The organism is Citrobacter sp. RHB36-C18 (genome assembly GCF_013814485.1).
Classification (GTDB): Bacteria; Pseudomonadota; Gammaproteobacteria; order Enterobacterales; family Enterobacteriaceae; genus Citrobacter; species Citrobacter braakii.
Map to the genome: position 1 here is coordinate 1,674,963 of NZ_CP057125.1, position 17,893 is coordinate 1,692,855.

The 17,893-nt window shown below is 51.2% G+C and carries 15 protein-coding genes; 8 read left to right on the forward strand and 7 right to left on the reverse strand.

Annotation, left to right across the window (positions count from 1 at the left end; translation table 11 throughout):
- Positions 1 to 50: 50 nt before the first annotated feature.
- Together yieE and lysP are read left to right on the forward strand one after the other, a co-directional pair.
- On the forward strand, positions 51 to 923 hold the full coding sequence (gene yieE / locus HVZ52_RS07845; RefSeq protein WP_181599083.1) for a DNA-binding transcriptional regulator YeiE: 873 nt from the start codon (positions 51 to 53) through the stop codon (positions 921 to 923).
- 203 nt (positions 924 to 1,126) lie between these two features.
- The gene (lysP, locus tag HVZ52_RS07850; RefSeq protein ID WP_047500979.1) at positions 1,127 to 2,596 is read left to right on the forward strand and encodes a lysine-specific permease; all 1,470 of its coding nucleotides are present in this window, start codon (positions 1,127 to 1,129) and stop codon (positions 2,594 to 2,596) included.
- A gap of 65 nt (positions 2,597 to 2,661) precedes the next feature.
- Here the strand turns inward: lysP and HVZ52_RS07855 are convergent, their stop codons facing one another.
- Positions 2,662 to 4,647: a ligand-gated channel protein gene (locus tag HVZ52_RS07855; RefSeq protein WP_016156980.1), complete on the reverse strand. Its 1,986-nt coding sequence runs from the start codon at positions 4,645 to 4,647 to the stop codon at positions 2,662 to 2,664.
- A gap of 348 nt (positions 4,648 to 4,995) precedes the next feature.
- Entirely contained in the window at positions 4,996 to 5,832 is an 837-nt protein-coding gene (fghA, locus tag HVZ52_RS07860; protein ID WP_181599084.1) for an S-formylglutathione hydrolase, read from the reverse strand.
- 321 nt (positions 5,833 to 6,153) lie between these two features.
- On the opposite strand from fghA, the gene folE reads away from it, so the two are divergent.
- The 6 genes from folE to mglC all read left to right on the forward strand — a co-directional run bounded on the left by folE (position 6,154) and on the right by mglC (position 13,074).
- Entirely contained in the window at positions 6,154 to 6,822 is a 669-nt protein-coding gene (gene folE, locus HVZ52_RS07865) for a GTP cyclohydrolase I FolE (RefSeq protein ID WP_003027410.1), read from the forward strand.
- 14 nt (positions 6,823 to 6,836) lie between these two features.
- On the forward strand, positions 6,837 to 7,994 hold the full coding sequence (gene yeiB / locus HVZ52_RS07870) for a DUF418 domain-containing protein YeiB (protein ID WP_016153721.1): 1,158 nt from the start codon (positions 6,837 to 6,839) through the stop codon (positions 7,992 to 7,994).
- A 144-nt stretch (positions 7,995 to 8,138) separates the two neighbouring features.
- Positions 8,139 to 9,164 carry an HTH-type transcriptional regulator GalS gene (gene galS, locus HVZ52_RS07875; RefSeq protein WP_016153720.1) on the forward strand — a complete coding sequence of 342 codons (1,026 nt, stop codon included), beginning with the start codon at positions 8,139 to 8,141 and terminating at the stop codon, positions 9,162 to 9,164.
- A 293-nt stretch (positions 9,165 to 9,457) separates the two neighbouring features.
- Entirely contained in the window at positions 9,458 to 10,456 is a 999-nt protein-coding gene (gene mglB / locus HVZ52_RS07880) for a galactose/glucose ABC transporter substrate-binding protein MglB (RefSeq protein ID WP_016153719.1), read from the forward strand.
- A gap of 71 nt (positions 10,457 to 10,527) precedes the next feature.
- Positions 10,528 to 12,048: a galactose/methyl galactoside ABC transporter ATP-binding protein MglA gene (mglA, locus tag HVZ52_RS07885; RefSeq protein ID WP_016153718.1), complete on the forward strand. Its 1,521-nt coding sequence runs from the start codon at positions 10,528 to 10,530 to the stop codon at positions 12,046 to 12,048.
- Between the two features lie 15 nt (positions 12,049 to 12,063).
- Positions 12,064 to 13,074 (forward strand): galactose/methyl galactoside ABC transporter permease MglC, encoded by a 1,011-nt coding sequence (gene mglC / locus HVZ52_RS07890; RefSeq protein ID WP_003027393.1) that lies wholly within the window; start codon positions 12,064 to 12,066, stop codon positions 13,072 to 13,074.
- A gap of 57 nt (positions 13,075 to 13,131) precedes the next feature.
- Here mglC and preA read toward each other — a convergent pair whose 3' ends face one another.
- From preA to cdd, 5 genes are all read right to left on the reverse strand, one after another.
- On the reverse strand, positions 13,132 to 14,367 hold the full coding sequence (gene preA, locus HVZ52_RS07895; RefSeq protein WP_181599085.1) for an NAD-dependent dihydropyrimidine dehydrogenase subunit PreA: 1,236 nt from the start codon (positions 14,365 to 14,367) through the stop codon (positions 13,132 to 13,134).
- Complete coding sequence (locus HVZ52_RS07900; RefSeq protein ID WP_181599086.1) at positions 14,361 to 15,602, reverse strand: NAD(P)-dependent oxidoreductase; 1,242 nt, start codon at positions 15,600 to 15,602, stop codon at positions 14,361 to 14,363. The genes preA and HVZ52_RS07900 overlap by 7 nt, the downstream gene beginning before the upstream one ends.
- A 232-nt stretch (positions 15,603 to 15,834) precedes the next feature.
- A complete protein-coding gene (locus tag HVZ52_RS07905) occupies positions 15,835 to 16,074 on the reverse strand; it encodes a DUF2542 family protein (protein ID WP_016153715.1) in 240 nt (79 codons plus the stop codon).
- Between the two features lie 2 nt (positions 16,075 to 16,076).
- Positions 16,077 to 16,796, reverse strand: coding sequence for an outer membrane permeability protein SanA (sanA, locus tag HVZ52_RS07910; protein WP_016153714.1), 720 nt, complete (start codon positions 16,794 to 16,796; stop codon positions 16,077 to 16,079).
- 181 nt (positions 16,797 to 16,977) lie between these two features.
- Positions 16,978 to 17,862: a cytidine deaminase gene (gene cdd / locus HVZ52_RS07915; protein WP_181599087.1), complete on the reverse strand. Its 885-nt coding sequence runs from the start codon at positions 17,860 to 17,862 to the stop codon at positions 16,978 to 16,980.
- Positions 17,863 to 17,893: the final 31 nt, after the last annotated feature.

Genomic DNA, 17,893 nt, shown 5'->3' on the forward strand with positions numbered 1-17,893 from the left:
AACTCGAATTATTTAGGGTATAAGTAACGGCTATCCGGTGGAAAATGACTATGCATATCACCCTGCGACAACTTGAAGTGTTTGCTGAGGTACTAAAAAGCGGCTCAACGACCCAGGCATCTGTCATGCTGGCATTGTCGCAGTCGGCGGTGAGTGCGGCGCTTACCGATCTGGAAGGGCAACTTGGCGTGCAACTGTTTGACCGTGTTGGCAAACGGCTGGTGGTTAACGAACACGGACGCTTGCTTTATCCGCGCGCGCTGGCGTTACTTGAGCAAACCACCGAAATCGAACAGCTTTTTCGCAAAGATAATGGCGCCATTCGGGTCTATGCCAGTAGCACCATCGGTAATTATATTCTGCCCGCCATGATCGCCCGTTATCGCCAGGACTTCCCCGATTTACCGCTGGAGCTTAGCGTGGGCAACAGCCAGGACGTGATCAATGCGGTGCTGGATTTTCGGGTAGACATCGGGCTGATTGAAGGGCCGTGTCACAGTACGGAAATCATCTCTGAACCGTGGCTGGAGGACGAACTGGTGGTGTTTGCCGCACCGTCGTCACCGCTCACAAAGGGGCCCGTTACGCTGGAACAGTTGGCTGCTTCGCCGTGGATCCTGCGTGAGCGAGGATCGGGGACGCGTGAACTGGTGGATTACCTGCTGTTGTCTCATCTGCCAAGATTTCAGATGGCGATGGAGTTGGGGAACTCCGAGGCCATTAAGCATGCGGTGCGCCATGGTCTCGGGATCAGCTGTTTGTCGCGTCGGGTCATTGCGGAGCAGTTACAGGCAGGGACGCTGAGCGAAATTACCGTGCCACTACCGCGTTTAGTGCGCACTCTCTGGCGCGTTCATCACCGGCAAAAACATATCTCTAATGCCATTACGCGTTTTTTATATTACAGCGACCAGGTTGAGTAGGGCGAATAGCGCGTTAACTCTCGTCAGGTCACCCTATCCATAATGGCTGTTACGTCTTAACCGCCTTGTGCCGCCCGTTTTCTGCTTTACTTATAATCCGCGGCCAGTCATGAAGGTCTCTTATAACAGCGCATTTGTGCCGGAAGAATGCCATTTCGTCTGCTACAATCGCGCCTCATTTTTTGGATGGATAGCATTTTCACATGGTTTCCGAAACTAAAACCACAGAAGCGCCCACGCTACGTCGTGAACTGAAGGCGCGTCACCTGACGATGATTGCCATTGGAGGCTCCATCGGTACAGGTCTTTTCGTTGCATCTGGTGCAACTATTTCTGCGGCGGGTCCTGGCGGCGCGTTGTTCTCTTATATCCTGATCGGTCTGATGGTGTACTTCCTGATGACCAGCCTCGGTGAACTGGCTGCCTATATGCCGGTTTCCGGCTCGTTCTCCACTTACGGTCAAAACTACGTAGAAGAAGGCTTTGGTTTCGCGCTGGGCTGGAACTACTGGTACAACTGGGCGGTAACGATTGCCGTTGACCTGGTGGCCGCACAGTTGGTGATGAGCTGGTGGTTCCCGGACACGCCGGGCTGGATCTGGAGCGCACTGTTCCTCGGCGTTATCTTCCTGCTGAACTACATTTCCGTTCGCGGATTTGGTGAAGCGGAATACTGGTTCTCGCTGATCAAAGTCACCACTGTAATTATCTTCATCGTGGTTGGCGTGATGATGATTTTCGGTATCTTCAAAGGTACTCAGCCGGTGGGCTGGAGCAACTGGACGACCGGTGATGCACCGTTTGCCGGGGGTTTTGCCGCTATGATTGGCGTGGCGATGATCGTCGGCTTCTCCTTCCAGGGAACTGAGCTGATTGGTATCGCGGCAGGCGAATCTGAAGATCCTGAAAAGAACATTCCACGTGCGGTGCGTCAGGTGTTTTGGCGAATCCTGCTGTTCTATGTGTTTGCGATTTTGATTATCAGCCTGATTATCCCGTACACCGATCCGAGCCTGCTGCGCAACGATGTGAAAGACATCAGCGTTAGCCCGTTCACGTTGGTATTCCAGCATGCGGGTCTGCTGTCAGCCGCAGCAGTAATGAACGCGGTTATCCTGACGGCGGTACTGTCAGCGGGTAACTCCGGGATGTATGCCTCCACGCGTATGCTTTACACCCTGGCATGCGACGGTAAAGCGCCGCGTATTTTCGGCAAACTGTCTCGTGGCGGTGTTCCGCGTAACGCGCTGTATGCGACGACTGTGGTGGCGGGGCTGTGTTTCCTGACCTCTATGTTTGGTAACCAGACCGTGTACCTCTGGCTGCTGAACACCTCCGGGATGACGGGCTTTATCGCCTGGCTGGGGATCGCTATTAGCCACTATCGTTTCCGTCGCGGTTATGTGCTGCAGGGGCGCGATGTGAAGGATCTGCCGTACCGTTCTGGCTTCTTCCCACTGGGTCCGATCTTCGCCTTTGTGCTGTGCCTGATTATCACTCTGGGCCAGAACTACGAAGCGTTCCTGAAAGATAGCATTGACTGGGGCGGCGTGATGGCAACCTATATCGGTATCCCGCTGTTCCTGATTATCTGGTTTGGCTATAAGCTGGCGAAAGGAACTCATTTTGTTCGCTACAGCGAAATGAAATTCCCGGATCGCGTGAAGAAATAACAGTATAAAAAGCATAACAAAAACCCCGGCATGATGAGTGCCGGGGTTTTTTTATTGCGCCAGACTTAGAAGCTGTAAGTCAGGCCAACCGTGTAACGACGACCATCGAGAACAGTGTCGTAGGTATCGTAATCGATTTGCTTATCCAGCACGTTATACACGCCAGCGGTCATCAGCAGATCTTTGTTAGCATAGTAGCGCAAACCAACATCGACCTGAGTATAGGACGGGGTGCCCTGCGCCATGGAGGTACGGCTCAGGTATTCAGACGTTTTCCCGCGCAGATTCAGACGGCTCCAGAAACCGAGATCCTGCGTGGCCTGCCAGTCCAGCGTGGTGTTGAACATATGCTTTGGCATTTTGTTCAATGGCTGACCGGAGAACTGACCGCTTTTCTGTTCAGATTCCGTGTAAGTGTAATTCGCCGTCCAGTTGATGTCGGAAGTCATCTTCCAGCCGAAAGTGGATTCTACGCCGCGCATATTGGCTTTATCGACGTTAACGCGATCGCTGACGAAGTCATAGTGGGTATTGCCGATGGTACAGGCCGGATCGGAGCTGCTGTTACAGCGGCGCACTTCGGTGATTTTGTCTTTGAAGTCAGTATTGAACAGCGTGACACCCGCGTTGAGATCGTTGCCGTTATCCCACAGTAAACCGATCTCTTCGCTGAGGCTTTTCTCCGGCTTCAGGTCCGGGTTGCCGACAATGATGCCGTTCAGTCTACCGCCGCCGGTGACCTGTCCCCAACTGGCAGACGACTGGCGCAGATCCGGTGCGCGATAGCCCGCTGAAACGCCGCCTTTTAAGGTCCATTGATCGCTCAGATGCCATACGCCATAACCGCGCGGCGTCCAGTTGTCGCCGTAGTTTTCATCTTTATCCATACGCAGACCGCCAGTCAGCGTGAAGGTATCGGTAACGGCCCACTCATCTTCAGCAAACAGCGCCCAGCTCCAGCGGGTCAGTTTGTTCAGTCCATCAGCAGCTTGCAGCTGGTTGCCGTTATCACTCAGTTTTTCATAACGGTATTGCCCGCCCAACGTCAGGGTGTGCGCCCCAAGGAAGACCTGGTTCTGGTTATTGAAAATCGTGTTGTAGGACTTCATCTGGCGACCTGGGTTTTCGGTCTCTTCCTGCTGGACATAGCTGGTGGAGTTGAAGTCGTCGTAATAACCGCTGTGGGTTAGTGAATACGTTGTGTGCACATACTTGTTTTCGCTTTTACTGTTGGGCTTGCAGCTTCCGTTGCGGCAGCTTTCCTCGGCCATGGATTTGCCTGGCGTACTGTCGCGATCCTGCAGTTCACGTGCGTAATCGAAGTCGATGTCATTTTTATCATCTGGCGTAAAGTTCAGGGTTAAGCCCCCGTTACGCATACGCTGTTCATTGTAGCCATTGAGGATTTTGTCCTCAGCCCGATGAGAGAATAACCCGGTCACTTTCGCGCCGAGTAATCCGTCAATCAGGGGCCCAGACGCATAGGCGTTGGTCTGATAAATATCGCCGGAGTCTCTGTCTTCCTGGAAAGTGGCATCGCCGTGCAGAGAGCCGGTCCAGGCTTTGGTATTCGACACTTTCTTGGTGATGACGTTAATGACGCCGCCCATCGCATCGGAGCCGTACAGAGATGACATTGGGCCACGGATTACCTCGATACGCTCGATGGATTCCAGCGGCGGCAGCCAACCTTGCTCAATACCTGAGTTGTCGCTGTTAGGACGTGTGCCGCGTGTGCTGATGCGTTTACCGTTGACCAGGAAGAGCGTGTATTGCGAAGCCATACCACGAATACTGATATCGCTGCTGCTACCCCCGCCGGTGACGACGACGCCAGGGACATCTTTTAGCGCATCGGTAACATCGCGATAGGCTTTGTCCTCAATCTGCTGCTTGGTAATAACAGATATCGAAGCGGGAGCGTCCTGAATTTTCTGTTCGAAGCCGGTGGCGGTAACCACCACGGTGTCTTGTTCAGCGGCATGCCCGAGTGATGGGAGACTGGCGACGCATACTGCGGCAGCTACAGCCTTAACGTGAGGTATAGTCATTTGTATCATTCCATTTAAATGAATTTACCCGGCATACTTCAAGTTGCAGATGCGTGGCTACGCGCGTTCATACAACTCGAATTATTTAGGGTAACGATCAGCGCGTCATGTGAAAGGCCATGACAATTGTATGTATTTGTCTTTTAAGGACTCTTTTCAGTAAAGAAGCGAATGGATTGTACAAAAGTATGAATGTTTGTAAACACAAATGATAATCGAAATCATTTGTGTTTGATCTTGTTTTGAGGGTAATGCCTTTTAAATCAATAGGATAGTGGAGAAAGAAAAAAGGAGAAAAAGTGAAGGAATGATGGAGAAATGAAGAGGGCTGGCGCCCTCACTCAGGCGTTACTTCAACAAATACTGGGCGTGGAAGCGCAGGTGATCCTCAATAAACGACGCAATAAAGTAATAGCTATGGTCGTAACCTGGCTGGATGCGTAGCGTCATTGGCCATGCGGTTTGACGGGCCGTTTCGGCCAGCACCGCGGGTTGCAGCTGATCGGCGAGAAACTGATCGCTGTCTCCCTGATCAATAAGCGTCGGAATCGCGTCTGCGGGCTTGCTGGCCAACATTAACTCGCAGCTGTCCCACGCGGCCCAATGTGATTTATCTTCACCCAGATACGCGCTAAAAGCCTTCTCCCCCCACGGAACGCGGCAAGGATTTACGATCGGCGCAAAGGCGGAAATGCTGGTGTATTTCCCGGGATTTTTCAGCGCCATAATCAATGCGCCGTGACCGCCCATGGAGTGTCCACTGATGGCGCAGCGATCGCTGACGTTAAACTGCGATTGAATCAGTGCCGGCAGCTCATCACGCAGATAGTCATACATGCGAAAATGCGTTGCCCACGGCTGTTGGGTGGCATTGAGGTAAAATCCCGCCCCCTGGCCTAAATCGTAGCCATCATCATTGGCAACCTGTTCGCCGCGCGGACTGGTGTCCGGCATCACCAGTACAATGCCCAGCTCAGCCGCAATGCGTTGTGCGCCGGCTTTAGTCGTGAAGTTTTCATCATTGCATGTCAGACCCGACAGCCAGTACAGCACCGGAGGCGGGGTGTTATCGCGCGGGGGAGGAAGAAAAATACTGAAGGTCATGGTGCAATTTAACGTGGCGGAGTCGTGACGCCAGCGTTGCTGCCAGCCTTCAAAACAGCGGTGCTCTTCAAGCATTTCCATGCGGGGCTCCTTGTTGTGTTGAACCTGAATATGTTTGCGAACTCACCATAATACAGATTATTCATGGCACTGTGAGCAACTTTCACTTCCGCATTGAGCAAACATACTTCATCATCTATATAACTTTACATTAACACTCGACGTCGCCGGGTAGAACGACAAGTGAAATCGCTACGCTGAAAGGCTGTGCCAATTTCAATAATTATCGCGGTGAATACTGGATTATGTGCGCCGCCTCACGCACAATGTTCTGGCTGTGACACAGCCTAAAAACTTTGCCCCATGCAGGGCAGAGGCGCCCCACCTGCAGGAGAAGAAGAAATGTCATCACTCAGTAAAGAAGCGGCCCTGGTTCATGAAGCGCTGGTCGCGCGTGGTCTTGAAACGCCACTACGCCCGCCCGTGCAAGAGATGGATAACGAAACGCGCAAACGTCTTATCTCGGGCCATATGACCGAGATAATGCAGTTGCTCAATCTCGATTTGAGCGATGACAGTTTGATGGAAACTCCGCATCGCATTGCGAAAATGTATGTCGATGAGATTTTCTCCGGCCTCGACTACGCCAACTTCCCGAAAATTACCGTCATTGAAAACAAAATGAAGGTGGACGAGATGGTCACGGTCCGCGATATCACGCTGACCAGCACCTGCGAACACCACTTTGTTACTATCGATGGCAAAGCGACGGTGGCGTATATCCCGAAAGATTCGGTTATTGGTCTGTCGAAGATTAACCGCATTGTGCAGTTTTTCGCACAGCGTCCGCAGGTACAGGAACGTCTCACCCAGCAAATTCTCACCGCGCTGCAAACGCTTCTCGGGACGAATAATGTGGCGGTGTCGATTGATGCGGTACATTACTGTGTGAAAGCGCGTGGCATTCGCGATGCGACCAGTGCGACCACGACCACTTCTCTTGGCGGATTGTTTAAGTCCAGCCAGAACACGCGTCAGGAATTCCTGCGCGCAGTACGTCATCACAACTGATTAGGGCAGGGACCATGGAGCGTAATGTCACGCTGGATTTTATTCGTGGCGTCGCCATTCTTGGTATCCTGCTTCTCAATATTAGCGCCTTTGGCCTGCCAAAGGCGGCATACCTCAATCCCGCGTGGTATGGCAACATCACCTTATCCGACGCCTGGACCTGGGCGCTGCTCGATCTCTTTGCGCAGGTAAAATTCCTCACGCTGTTTGCGCTGCTGTTCGGTGCCGGTCTGCAAATGCTGCTCCCGCGCGGCAAACGCTGGATCCAGTCGCGGCTTACGCTGCTGGTTCTATTGGGTTTTATGCACGGTTTACTCTTCTGGGATGGCGATATCCTGCTGGCATATGGCTTAATCGGCCTGATTTGTTGGCGGTTGATCCGTGATGCGCCGTCGGTAAAAAGCTTATTTAACACCGGCGTACTGCTTTATCTGGTGGGCGTTGGCGTATTGCTGCTGCTGGGGGTAATCTCCGGGAGTGAAACCAGTCGTGCCTGGACGCCGGATGCCTCAGCGTTGCTGTATGAAAAATACTGGAAAATAAACGGTGGAATGGAAGCCGTCAGCAATCGCGTGGATATGATGTCCAATAGCTTGCTGGCGCTGGGCGCACAGTACGGCTGGCAACTGGCGGGGATGATGCTGCTCGGCGCGGCATTGATGCGCAGCGGTTGGTTAAAAGGGCAGTACAGCTTACAGCATTACCGACGCACCGGTGTACTGCTGGTCATTCTCGGGATGGCGATTAACCTGCCTGCTATCGTCGCTCAGTGGCATCTGGACTGGGCATATCGCTGGTGTGCCTTCTTGCTACAAGCCCCGCGAGAGCTGGGCGCGCCGTTGCAAACCATTGGTTACGCCGCGCTGATGTTCGGCTTCTGGCCGCAGCTTAGCCGCTTAAAATGGGTCATTGCCATCGCCTGTGTGGGGCGCATGGCATTAACTAACTATCTGTTACAAACCTTAATCTGCACCACGCTGTTTTACCAGGTCGGCTTATTTATGAAATTTGACCGACTTGAGCTGCTGTATTTCGTCATTCCGGTTTGGGCCGTTAACCTACTTTTCTCCGTCATATGGCTACGTTTTTACCGCCAGGGCCCGGTGGAATGGCTGTGGCGTCAATTAACCCTGCGTGCTGCGGGGACATCATTGCCGCGTACATCCAGATAACGATCTGGATCACATTCATTAACAAAACGGATGTAAGCGCTTTCATTCCTGTGACATCTCTCACGCAGTGCGTTTCATTGTGCTGACAAAATACCCAGCCTGGGGTGTCTGCGGGCAACCGCAATCTAAAACAGGGCAGTGAATATGATCACCATACGTGATGTGGCACGACAGTCTGGCGTTTCTGTAGCGACCGTTTCCCGCGTACTGAACAACAGTGCGCTGGTGAGTCCCGATACGCGTGAAGCGGTAATGAAGGCAGTTACTCTGCTGGGCTATCGACCTAATGCCAACGCGCAAGCGCTGGCGACGCAGGTGAGCGACACGATTGGTGTTGTGGTCATGGATGTATCAGACGCCTTTTTTGGCGCGCTGGTAAAAGCCGTGGATATGGTTGCCCAGCAGCATCAGAAGTATGTCCTGATTGGCAACAGCTATCATGAGGCTGAAAAAGAACGTCATGCCATTGAGGTGTTGATTCGTCAGCGCTGTAACGCACTGATTGTACACTCGAAAGCACTGAGCGATCGGGAACTCGCCGAGTTTATGGATCAGATCCCCGGTATGGTGCTGATAAATCGTCTGGTGCCGGGTTACGCCCACCGCTGCGTCTGTCTGGATAACATCAGCGGTGCCAAAATGGCGACCCGAATGCTGCTGAATAATGGTCATCAACGCATCGGTTATCTGGCGTCAAGCCATCGCATTGAAGATGACACCATGCGCAAAGAAGGGTGGTTAACAGCCCTGAAAGAGCAGGGGATTGTTGCGGCAGAAAGTTGGGTCGGCACCGGTTCGCCCGATATGCAAGGCGGAGAGTCTGCGATGGTAGAACTGCTGGGACGTAACTTACAACTGACGGCGGTTTTCGCCTATAACGACAATATGGCTGCCGGCGCGCTGACCGCGCTAAAAGACAACGGCATCGCTATTCCATTACACCTTTCTATCATTGGCTTTGATGATATTCCTATCGCGCGTTACACCGATCCGCAACTGACCACCGTACGCTATCCCATTGCCTCAATGGCAAAAATGGCGACGGAGCTTGCGCTACAGGGGGCTGCAGGCACGTTAGACCCGGAGGCGACGCATTGCTTTATGCCGACGCTGGTGCGTCGCCATTCAGTGGCGCTACGGCAGAATGCGGCACCGATCACTAACTCATAACGTTGCGCGATGTAACCGCTTTCAATATGTGAGTAAATTCACAGTATATTAACAATGCGATAGCTATGATGACACTGTTTGTTGCGCTGTAACTACTATGTAACGGTGAATAATCACTTTCACCGAGGTAAAGGTGCCTTAAACAAAAATTAAAGCCTGTTTTTGGAGCGTTGCCAGACACGGAAGAAATATTTTTTAAAAGTGAGCTTCGGCGTTCAGTAACACTTCAGTAACGTTCTGCCTGCCGAGCATTTATCTCAAGTACTACCCTGCATAATAAAACCGGAGATACCATGAATAAGAAGGTGTTGACCCTGTCTGCTGTAATGGCAAGCATGTTATTCGGCGCGGCTGCGCACGCTGCTGATACCCGCATTGGTGTAACTATCTATAAGTATGACGATAACTTTATGTCTGTAGTACGTAAGGCTATTGAAAAAGATGCCAAAGCGGCGCCAGATGTACAACTGCTGATGAATGACTCGCAGAACGACCAGTCCAAACAAAACGACCAGATCGACGTGCTGCTGGCAAAAGGCGTTAAAGCACTGGCGATTAACCTGGTTGACCCGGCAGCGGCAGGCACGGTCATTGAAAAAGCACGAGGGCAGAACGTACCGATCGTGTTCTTTAACAAAGAACCTTCTCGTAAGGCGCTGGACAGCTATGACAAAGCGTTTTACGTCGGTACCGACTCTAAAGAGTCCGGTATTATTCAGGGTGATTTGATCGCCAAACACTGGGCAGCGAACCCGAACTGGGACCTGAACAAAGACGGCAAAATTCAGTTTGTTCTGCTGAAAGGCGAACCGGGACACCCGGACGCTGAAGCACGTACCACTTACGTGATTAAAGAGCTGAACGATAAAGGCATTAAAACTGAGCAACTGCAGTTAGATACTGCAATGTGGGATACCGCTCAGGCAAAAGATAAAATGGATGCGTGGATGTCCGGTCCGAACGCCAACAAAATCGAAGTGGTTATCGCAAACAACGATGCGATGGCAATGGGCGCAGTTGAAGCGCTGAAAGCGCACAACAAAACCAGCGTACCGGTATTTGGTGTGGATGCGCTGCCTGAAGCGCTGGCTCTGGTGAAATCTGGCGCAATGGCTGGTACCGTGCTGAACGACGCCAACAACCAGGCGAAAGCCACCTTCGATCTGGCGAAAAACCTGGCTGACGGTAAAGGTGCGGCAGATGGCACTAACTGGAAAATTGAGAACAAAATTGTTCGCGTTCCGTACGTAGGTGTCGATAAAGATAATCTGGCAGAGTTTACCAATAAGTAAATACTCCGTCTTTGGGCGCAATGTCATTGCGCCCTTAATAACGCACTCTGCAAGGCCAACAAGGTATAATTATGGTCAGCACACATACTCAGTCGTCAGGCGAATACTTGTTGGAAATGACCGGCATCAACAAGTCCTTCCCCGGCGTTAAGGCTCTTGATAATGTCAATTTAAAAGTCCGCCCACATTCCATTCATGCCTTAATGGGGGAGAATGGCGCGGGGAAATCAACATTATTGAAATGTCTTTTCGGTATCTATCAAAAAGATTCCGGTAGTATTTTATTTCAGGGTAAAGAAATCGATTTTCATTCTGCTAAAGAAGCGCTTGAAAATGGTATTTCGATGGTACACCAGGAATTAAACTTGGTATTACAACGTTCTGTGATGGATAACATGTGGCTGGGACGCTATCCCACCAAAGGCATGTTTGTCGATCAGGACAAAATGTACCGCGATACCAAAGCGATATTTGATGAGCTGGATATTGATATCGATCCGCGTGCGCGTGTTGGTACATTATCCGTTTCTCAAATGCAGATGATTGAAATTGCGAAAGCGTTCTCCTATGACGCAAAAATCGTCATCATGGATGAGCCAACGTCATCGTTAACCGAGAAAGAAGTTAATCATCTGTTTACCATTATCCGTAAGCTGAAAGAGCGTGGATGCGGTATTGTTTATATTTCTCACAAGATGGAAGAAATCTTCCAGCTATGCGATGAAATTACCGTGCTGCGCGATGGCCAGTGGATTGCGACCCAGCCGCTGGAAGGGCTGGATATGGATAAGATCATCTCCATGATGGTCGGCCGTTCACTGAACCAACGTTTTCCGGATAAAGAAAACAAACCCGGTGAAGTCATTCTGCAAGTGCGTAACCTGACCTCGCTGCGTCAGCCGTCGATTCGTGATATCTCGTTTGATTTGCACAAAGGGGAAATTCTCGGGATTGCCGGGCTGGTCGGCGCAAAACGTACTGATATCGTTGAAACGCTTTTTGGTATTCGTGAGAAATCATCGGGTACGATTACGCTACACGGCAAAAAGATTAATAACCACAGCGCGAATGAGGCCATTAACCATGGTTTTGCGCTGGTCACGGAAGAGCGCCGCTCAACCGGTATTTACGCGTATCTGGATATTGGTTTTAACTCGTTAATCTCCAATATCCAAAACTATAAAAATAAAGTTGGTCTGCTGGATAATTCCCGCATGAAGAGTGATACCCAGTGGGTAATTGACTCAATGAGGGTGAAAACGCCGGGCCATCGAACACAAATCGGTTCACTGTCCGGTGGTAATCAGCAAAAGGTGGTTATTGGTCGCTGGTTATTAACGCAGCCAGAAATCCTGATGTTAGATGAACCCACGCGTGGTATCGATGTCGGCGCGAAATTTGAAATTTATCAGCTGATTGCTGAACTCGCGAAAAAGGATAAGGGGATTATTATTATTTCCTCTGAAATGCCGGAGCTGCTAGGTATTACCGATCGTATTCTGGTGATGAGCAATGGTCTCGTTGCCGGAATTGTTGACACTAAAACAACAACGCAAAACGAAATCCTCCGTCTTGCGTCTTTGCACCTTTAAGATTAGGGGCTCCTCATGAGTGCGTTAAATAAGAAAAGTTTTCTTACTTATCTGAAAGAAGGCGGAATTTACGTTGTTCTTTTGGTTTTGCTGGCGATTATTATTTTCCAGGATCCCACTTTCTTAAGCTTACTGAACCTGAGTAATATTCTGACGCAATCCTCGGTGCGTATTATTATCGCATTGGGCGTGGCCGGGCTGATTGTTACCCAAGGGACAGATCTGTCGGCGGGACGTCAGGTTGGCCTGGCGGCAGTCGTGGCGGCAACCTTGCTACAGTCGATGGAGAACGCCAACAAGGTGTTCCCGGAAATGGCTACAATGCCAATCATCGTGGTGGTGCTGATTGTTTGCGTGATTGGCGCCATTATCGGTCTGGTGAACGGTATTATCATTGCTTATCTGAATGTGACGCCGTTTATTACCACCCTGGGTACGATGATCATCGTTTACGGGATCAACTCCCTCTACTACGACTTTGTCGGCGCATCGCCAATTTCTGGCTTTGACAGCGGATTCTCCACCTTCGCGCAGGGCTTTATTGCGCTGGGTAGTTTCCGCCTCTCCTACATCACCTTCTATGCGCTGATTGCGGTGGCGTTTGTCTGGGTGCTGTGGAACAAGACCCGCTTCGGTAAAAACATTTTCGCCATCGGCGGAAACCCAGAAGCCGCGAAAGTGTCCGGGGTCAACGTTGCGCTGAACCTGCTGATCATCTATGCGTTGTCTGGCGTGTTTTATGCCTTCGGCGGTTTGCTCGAAGCCGGGCGTATCGGCTCGGCGACTAACAACCTCGGCTTTATGTATGAGCTGGATGCGATTGCGGCGTGCGTGGTTGGCGGCGTGTCGTTCAGCGGCGGGGTCGGTACCGTGTTTGGCGTGGTGACCGGTGTGATTATCTTCACCGTCATCAACTACGGTCTGACCTACATTGGAGTGAACCCATACTGGCAGTACATTATCAAGGGCGGCATTATCATCTTCGCGGTCGCGCTGGACTCACTGAAGTACGCGCGTAAGAAGTAATCGTATACCGCAAAAAGCCCGGTGCAGCGTAATCTGTACCGGGCTTTTTTGTCAGCGTTACAACGTTAACGCATGCTCTTTCTCACCGGGTTTAAATTTCACTTCACCCAGCTCAATACAGGCTACCGGACAAACGTGACCACACAACAGGCATCCCACACATTTTTCTGTGTTGCAATGCGGTGTGCGGGTTTCCTCATTCCATTCCATCGCCTGATGTCCGCCGTCATAACAGGAGATGTAGCAGCGGCCACAGCCAACGCATTTATCAAGATGAATGTTCGGGTAGACGATGTAGCTACGGTCAAGATCCTCCGCGGGGATGATATTGGCATTGGCAAGACCAACCATCTCCTCCAGTGAGTCAAACCCTTGATCGGCGAGGTAATGTGACAGCCCGCTGGTCATGTCCTCCACAATCCGGTAGCCATACTGCATGATCCCGGTGGTCACCTGCAGCGTGGCCGCGCCTAACAGTAAAAACTCGGCGGCATCTTCCCAGGTCTCAATTCCCCCGATGCCGCTAATCGGGAAATCTCGCAGGTCAGGGTGCATGCGCAGTTGTTGGATAAATCGCAAAGCAATAGGTTTAACGGCCTTGCCGGAGTAGCCGGAAATACTGGATTTACCGTTGACGACCGGCATCCCGATTTTTCGGTTCAGATCGATATTCGTGATGGATTTAACCGTATTGATGGTCGCGATACCGTCGGCACCTCCGTGTTTTGCTGCCAGAGCCACCTCACACATATCACCAATGTTCGGTGTCATTTTCGCCAGCATCGGCAGGGACGAGCCGCGTTTAACGGCCCGACAATACTTTTCAACCAGCTCAGGGCTTTGCCCGACATCGCTACCCATGGCATGTGAGGTCATTTGCGGGCACGAGAAGTTACACTCGATCATGTCTGCACCCGCGTCTTCAACCAGACGGGCCAGTTCCTGCCATTGCTGCTCATTTTCCCCCATAATCGACGCAATCAGGACTTTGTCCGGGTAGTCCTGTTTTAGTCGACGAATTGCGGCCAGATTCTCCTCCAGCGGATGCTCGGCAATTTGTTCCATATTTTTGAAGCCAATAAAGCCGGTATCTTCTTTGGTGAGATGGTCAAAACGTGGGGAGACTTCATTAGCAATAAAGAACCCGATCGTTTTAAAAACAATGCCACCCCAGCCGCTATCATAGGCTTTGGCGCACATTTCATAGCAGTTGCCCACCGGAGAGGAAGAGAGGCAGAACGGGTTGGGGAATTTGACGCCGCAAAAAGTAATAGAAAGATCTTTCGTTAACATGAGCAAGCTCCCTCTAAATAGTGATGAATGGCCTGAGCGGCTTCTTTTCCCGTTTTCACGGCGTAAACAACGGTTTTATCGCCTTTAACAATATCGCCCGCAGCAAACAGAGCCGGATCGGCGGTTTGATAATTGTGCGTATCGATAAGATTGCGCTGTGGCTTTAACGCGACGAAATTATCAAGTTGAGCATGTTGGCCGACGGCGAGAATAATCTGTTCAGCTTCAAGCGTGAGTTCTCCTGGCAGGCGTACGTGCTTAAAGGTGACTCGATTTCCGCTAACCGCCACGGGCGTGAAGCCGTCAATTATCGACACCCCTAAAGCCTGTGTGCTGCTGAATTCTTTGTCGCTGGCCTGGAAGTCGGCGAGTTCTTCACGCGCGACACAGGTGACTGACGGGCAGCCCAGCAGCTTCAACGTACTGGCGACATCCATCGCCACGTCGCCACCGCCGATGATTAATGCACTTTGTGCGACGGTAATATCGCCGTTGGATTGCCGGGCTCGTTGCAGAAAATCGACGGCGATTTCGACATGATTCGCCCTCTCAAACAGAGGTAATGTTGAACCGTAAGACATCCCAACGGTAACCAGTACGGCGCGGTATTCTGCTTTGAGTTGCTCAATGGAAAGGGCATTGCCGACTTCACAATTGCACTTGATGGTCACGCCCATTTCAACGATACGGGCAATTTCAAGATCCAAAACTGCTTGCGGCAGACGAAACTCTGGAATGCCATAACGCAACCAGCCACCTGGCTGGGCCTGTTTTTCGAAGATTGTCACATCATAACCAAGATTACTTAGCGTTACGCTGGCCTGTAACCCTGCCGGACCCGCCCCGATGATAGCTACCTTGCCGAGCGTTTTTGTTGCCGGCTGATAGATTTTCATTGCGGTCTGCTGTTCAAAATCGGTAATAAAGCGTTGCAGACGTGCAATATCGATAGGTTTATCAATTCCTGAGCGCGAACATCCGCGCTGGCATAATTTTTCGGTTGGGCAAACCCGGGCGCACACCGCACCGAGCGCATTATTTTCGCGGATAGTTTCGGCAGCGCCTTTAAAATTACGAAAATAAATAGAACGAATAAATTTCCCTGGGTCTGTTTGCGCTGGGCAATCATGACTACAGGGGGCGTCGTAACATAATAAACAGCGAGAAGCCTCTTTTATTGCTAATAATGGGGTAAAAGCAGGCGTGAGCTCATCCAGATAATTTTGTTGTGGCATATTTTCTTCCTTAATGCTTGAGTAAATTAAGGCAAACCGTTAATAACAAAATATAAAAAGTGAAGGCTATTCTTAAGGCTAAGCACTGCAGGAAGAGTATTCTGTGAAAGGATTCACAAATAGAAGATAGTCTGAGGGAAATGCTGGCGGGCAGCATTAATCCCTTACATTGAAATGGTAACTATTATCAAAATATTAGCTATTCTCAAATGCTAATATAAAGGAAAATTCTCTAGCGATAAAAGACTAAGTAAATAACCATCCCGAAGGATAAACATCCGCACCCGGCATAAACCAGCACATAAGACCAAAATTGCAGGGGCTCTTGATTGCGATAAGCGTAAACCGGTTCGCGCGCATTCTTTTTAATTTTATCTACGGCCCCAGAACGCCAGCCTTTCCATGCTTCGCGAAAACAAAATACGGGAATGAGCAGAAAGGCCAACACGACGAAAAGGGTTTGTACATCCATGCTTATTTTCCTTGTTTCTTTTGTAATTCGAGTAGTTGTTCAGGCGTGACCGCCGGATATCCCTGTGCATCGTCCGGTACCTGATGCATGGTAGGGATGGGCACCAGCGGGCCTAAAAAGCGGGGTTCACGTTTGAAAATATAGAGATCGGCCAGTGCGCCAAAGCGGGCGCCAAATTCACGTACCCGCACGGTGAGCATATCTTTTGGTGAGGGCACTGCATAGCACTGGGCCTGGATGCCCATATGCAGCGCAATAAACAAGGCGCGCTCACAGTGGAATCGCTGAGTAATAATGATGAAATCGTTGGTATCGAACACCTTGCGGGTTCGTACAATCGAATCGAGCGTCCGGAACCCAGCGTAATCAAGCACGATATCAGCGGGATCGACACCTGCGGCAATCAGATCTTTACGCATCGTCATGGGTTCGTTGTAGCTTTGTTGTGCGTTGTCGCCGCTCAGCAGCAGATAGTTTACCTTTCCGCTGTTATAGGCGTTCAATGCGCCCTGAATGCGGTAGCGGTAATACTGGTTGATGACGCCGGTGCGATAGTATTTCGCCGTGCCCAGGACCACACCGACCTGGCGGTAGGGTAAATCCTGCAATTCGTCGTAGATGTAGGGAGCGGTCTTCCAGCTCATCCACCTGTCGAGCCCAAGCACAGTCAAAAGCAGCAAGCCTACCAGGACTAACAGGCTGTAAAACACGCGCTTTAACATGCAGAAAACTCGTTATTTGGATGGAATTTCAATCAGGCTACTGTACCGGAAGACGTAGCGCAAGAAACAGCAATCTGATTGAGGGGATTTTCAGCAAAACGGCCCTGTTGGATGGTAGCAACAGCAAATCTGGCCGACAACCTGGAGCGATTGCAGGCCAGATAAGCGTAGCGCCAGGCAATTAACCGAGCAGCACGCGCTCAATATTATTGCAGCCCAGCGCTTTCAGGGTAGCGGAGGTCGCATCCCACTGAATCAACGGCGCATCGACTTTTTCAGCCAGCACAGCACGCTGGATATCCGGGTAGTCATAACCGTTAAGGTTCAACAGGTTTAACGCGCCTTGCAGCGGCGGCAGGGTCGGGTTGAAGGCGGCATTTTCCGCATAGCTACCGCTAAAAATTCGACCATCTTTACATTCCAGCGCCACGCCGCTTGGGGAGTTGCTGTACGGCATATGACATCTGTTGGCGGCGGTGATAGCCGCTTGGGTCAACGCATCGCCCTGCAGCGCGAAGCCGTGATCCTGATCGTCCATCAGCAGTGTTTTAATCTCCAGATCTTTCGGTCCGAAGGCGTCTGGCAGGTAATCGCGCAGCACGTGTGGCGCACGTCCCGGCAGATGAATACGTAAATCCAGTCCACTGTTCAGTTCGTTCATAAACTGGCGACAGTGGCCGCACGGCGTGTAGTTGACGGTGATGGCGGCGAGCCCTTTTTCACCGCGCAGCCAGGCATGGCTAATGGCGCTTTGCTCGGCATGAACGGTTTGCTGCATAGTCGCCCCAAGGAACTCCATGTTCCCACCGAAGTACCAGGTGCCGCTGATGCCGCGAGAAATTGCCCCAACGTTGAAGTTGGACAGCGGAGTACGCGCGCAGGCCGCAGCCAGCGGCAGTAGAGCGAATGCCAGCGCGTCTTCGTCCAGTCCCGATTCGCGTTTCAGCAAAGAGACCTGCTCAGCAGTCAGCATGGCGGGGAAATGCGCATCCGCCAGAACAGGCGCCAGGGCTGATTGCAAGTTATCCGCGAGTTGGGCAAAAGCAGTTTGAAAACGTGGATGCATGGCGATGCCTCATAACAATGTAATGGAATCG

Bases quoted from the DNA above. Each gene is read 5' to 3' on its own strand.
- yeiB (WP_016153721.1), top strand. From the start codon at position 6,837: ATGGAGCGTAATGTCACGCTGGATTTTATTCGTGGCGTCGCCATTCTT.
- sanA (WP_016153714.1), bottom strand. From the start codon at position 16,796: ATGTTAAAGCGCGTGTTTTACAGCCTGTTAGTCCTGGTAGGCTTGCTG.
- HVZ52_RS07900 (WP_181599086.1), bottom strand. From the start codon at position 15,602: ATGCCACAACAAAATTATCTGGATGAGCTCACGCCTGCTTTTACCCCA.
- cdd (WP_181599087.1), bottom strand. From the start codon at position 17,862: ATGCATCCACGTTTTCAAACTGCTTTTGCCCAACTCGCGGATAACTTG.
- HVZ52_RS07905 (WP_016153715.1), bottom strand. From the start codon at position 16,074: ATGGATGTACAAACCCTTTTCGTCGTGTTGGCCTTTCTGCTCATTCCC.
- galS (WP_016153720.1), top strand. From the start codon at position 8,139: ATGATCACCATACGTGATGTGGCACGACAGTCTGGCGTTTCTGTAGCG.
- folE (WP_003027410.1), top strand. From the start codon at position 6,154: ATGTCATCACTCAGTAAAGAAGCGGCCCTGGTTCATGAAGCGCTGGTC.
- preA (WP_181599085.1), bottom strand. From the start codon at position 14,367: ATGTTAACGAAAGATCTTTCTATTACTTTTTGCGGCGTCAAATTCCCC.
- HVZ52_RS07855 (WP_016156980.1), bottom strand. From the start codon at position 4,647: ATGACTATACCTCACGTTAAGGCTGTAGCTGCCGCAGTATGCGTCGCC.
- mglA (WP_016153718.1), top strand. From the start codon at position 10,528: ATGGTCAGCACACATACTCAGTCGTCAGGCGAATACTTGTTGGAAATG.
- yieE (WP_181599083.1), top strand. From the start codon at position 51: ATGCATATCACCCTGCGACAACTTGAAGTGTTTGCTGAGGTACTAAAA.
- lysP (WP_047500979.1), top strand. From the start codon at position 1,127: ATGGTTTCCGAAACTAAAACCACAGAAGCGCCCACGCTACGTCGTGAA.
- fghA (WP_181599084.1), bottom strand. From the start codon at position 5,832: ATGGAAATGCTTGAAGAGCACCGCTGTTTTGAAGGCTGGCAGCAACGC.
- mglB (WP_016153719.1), top strand. From the start codon at position 9,458: ATGAATAAGAAGGTGTTGACCCTGTCTGCTGTAATGGCAAGCATGTTA.
- mglC (WP_003027393.1), top strand. From the start codon at position 12,064: ATGAGTGCGTTAAATAAGAAAAGTTTTCTTACTTATCTGAAAGAAGGC.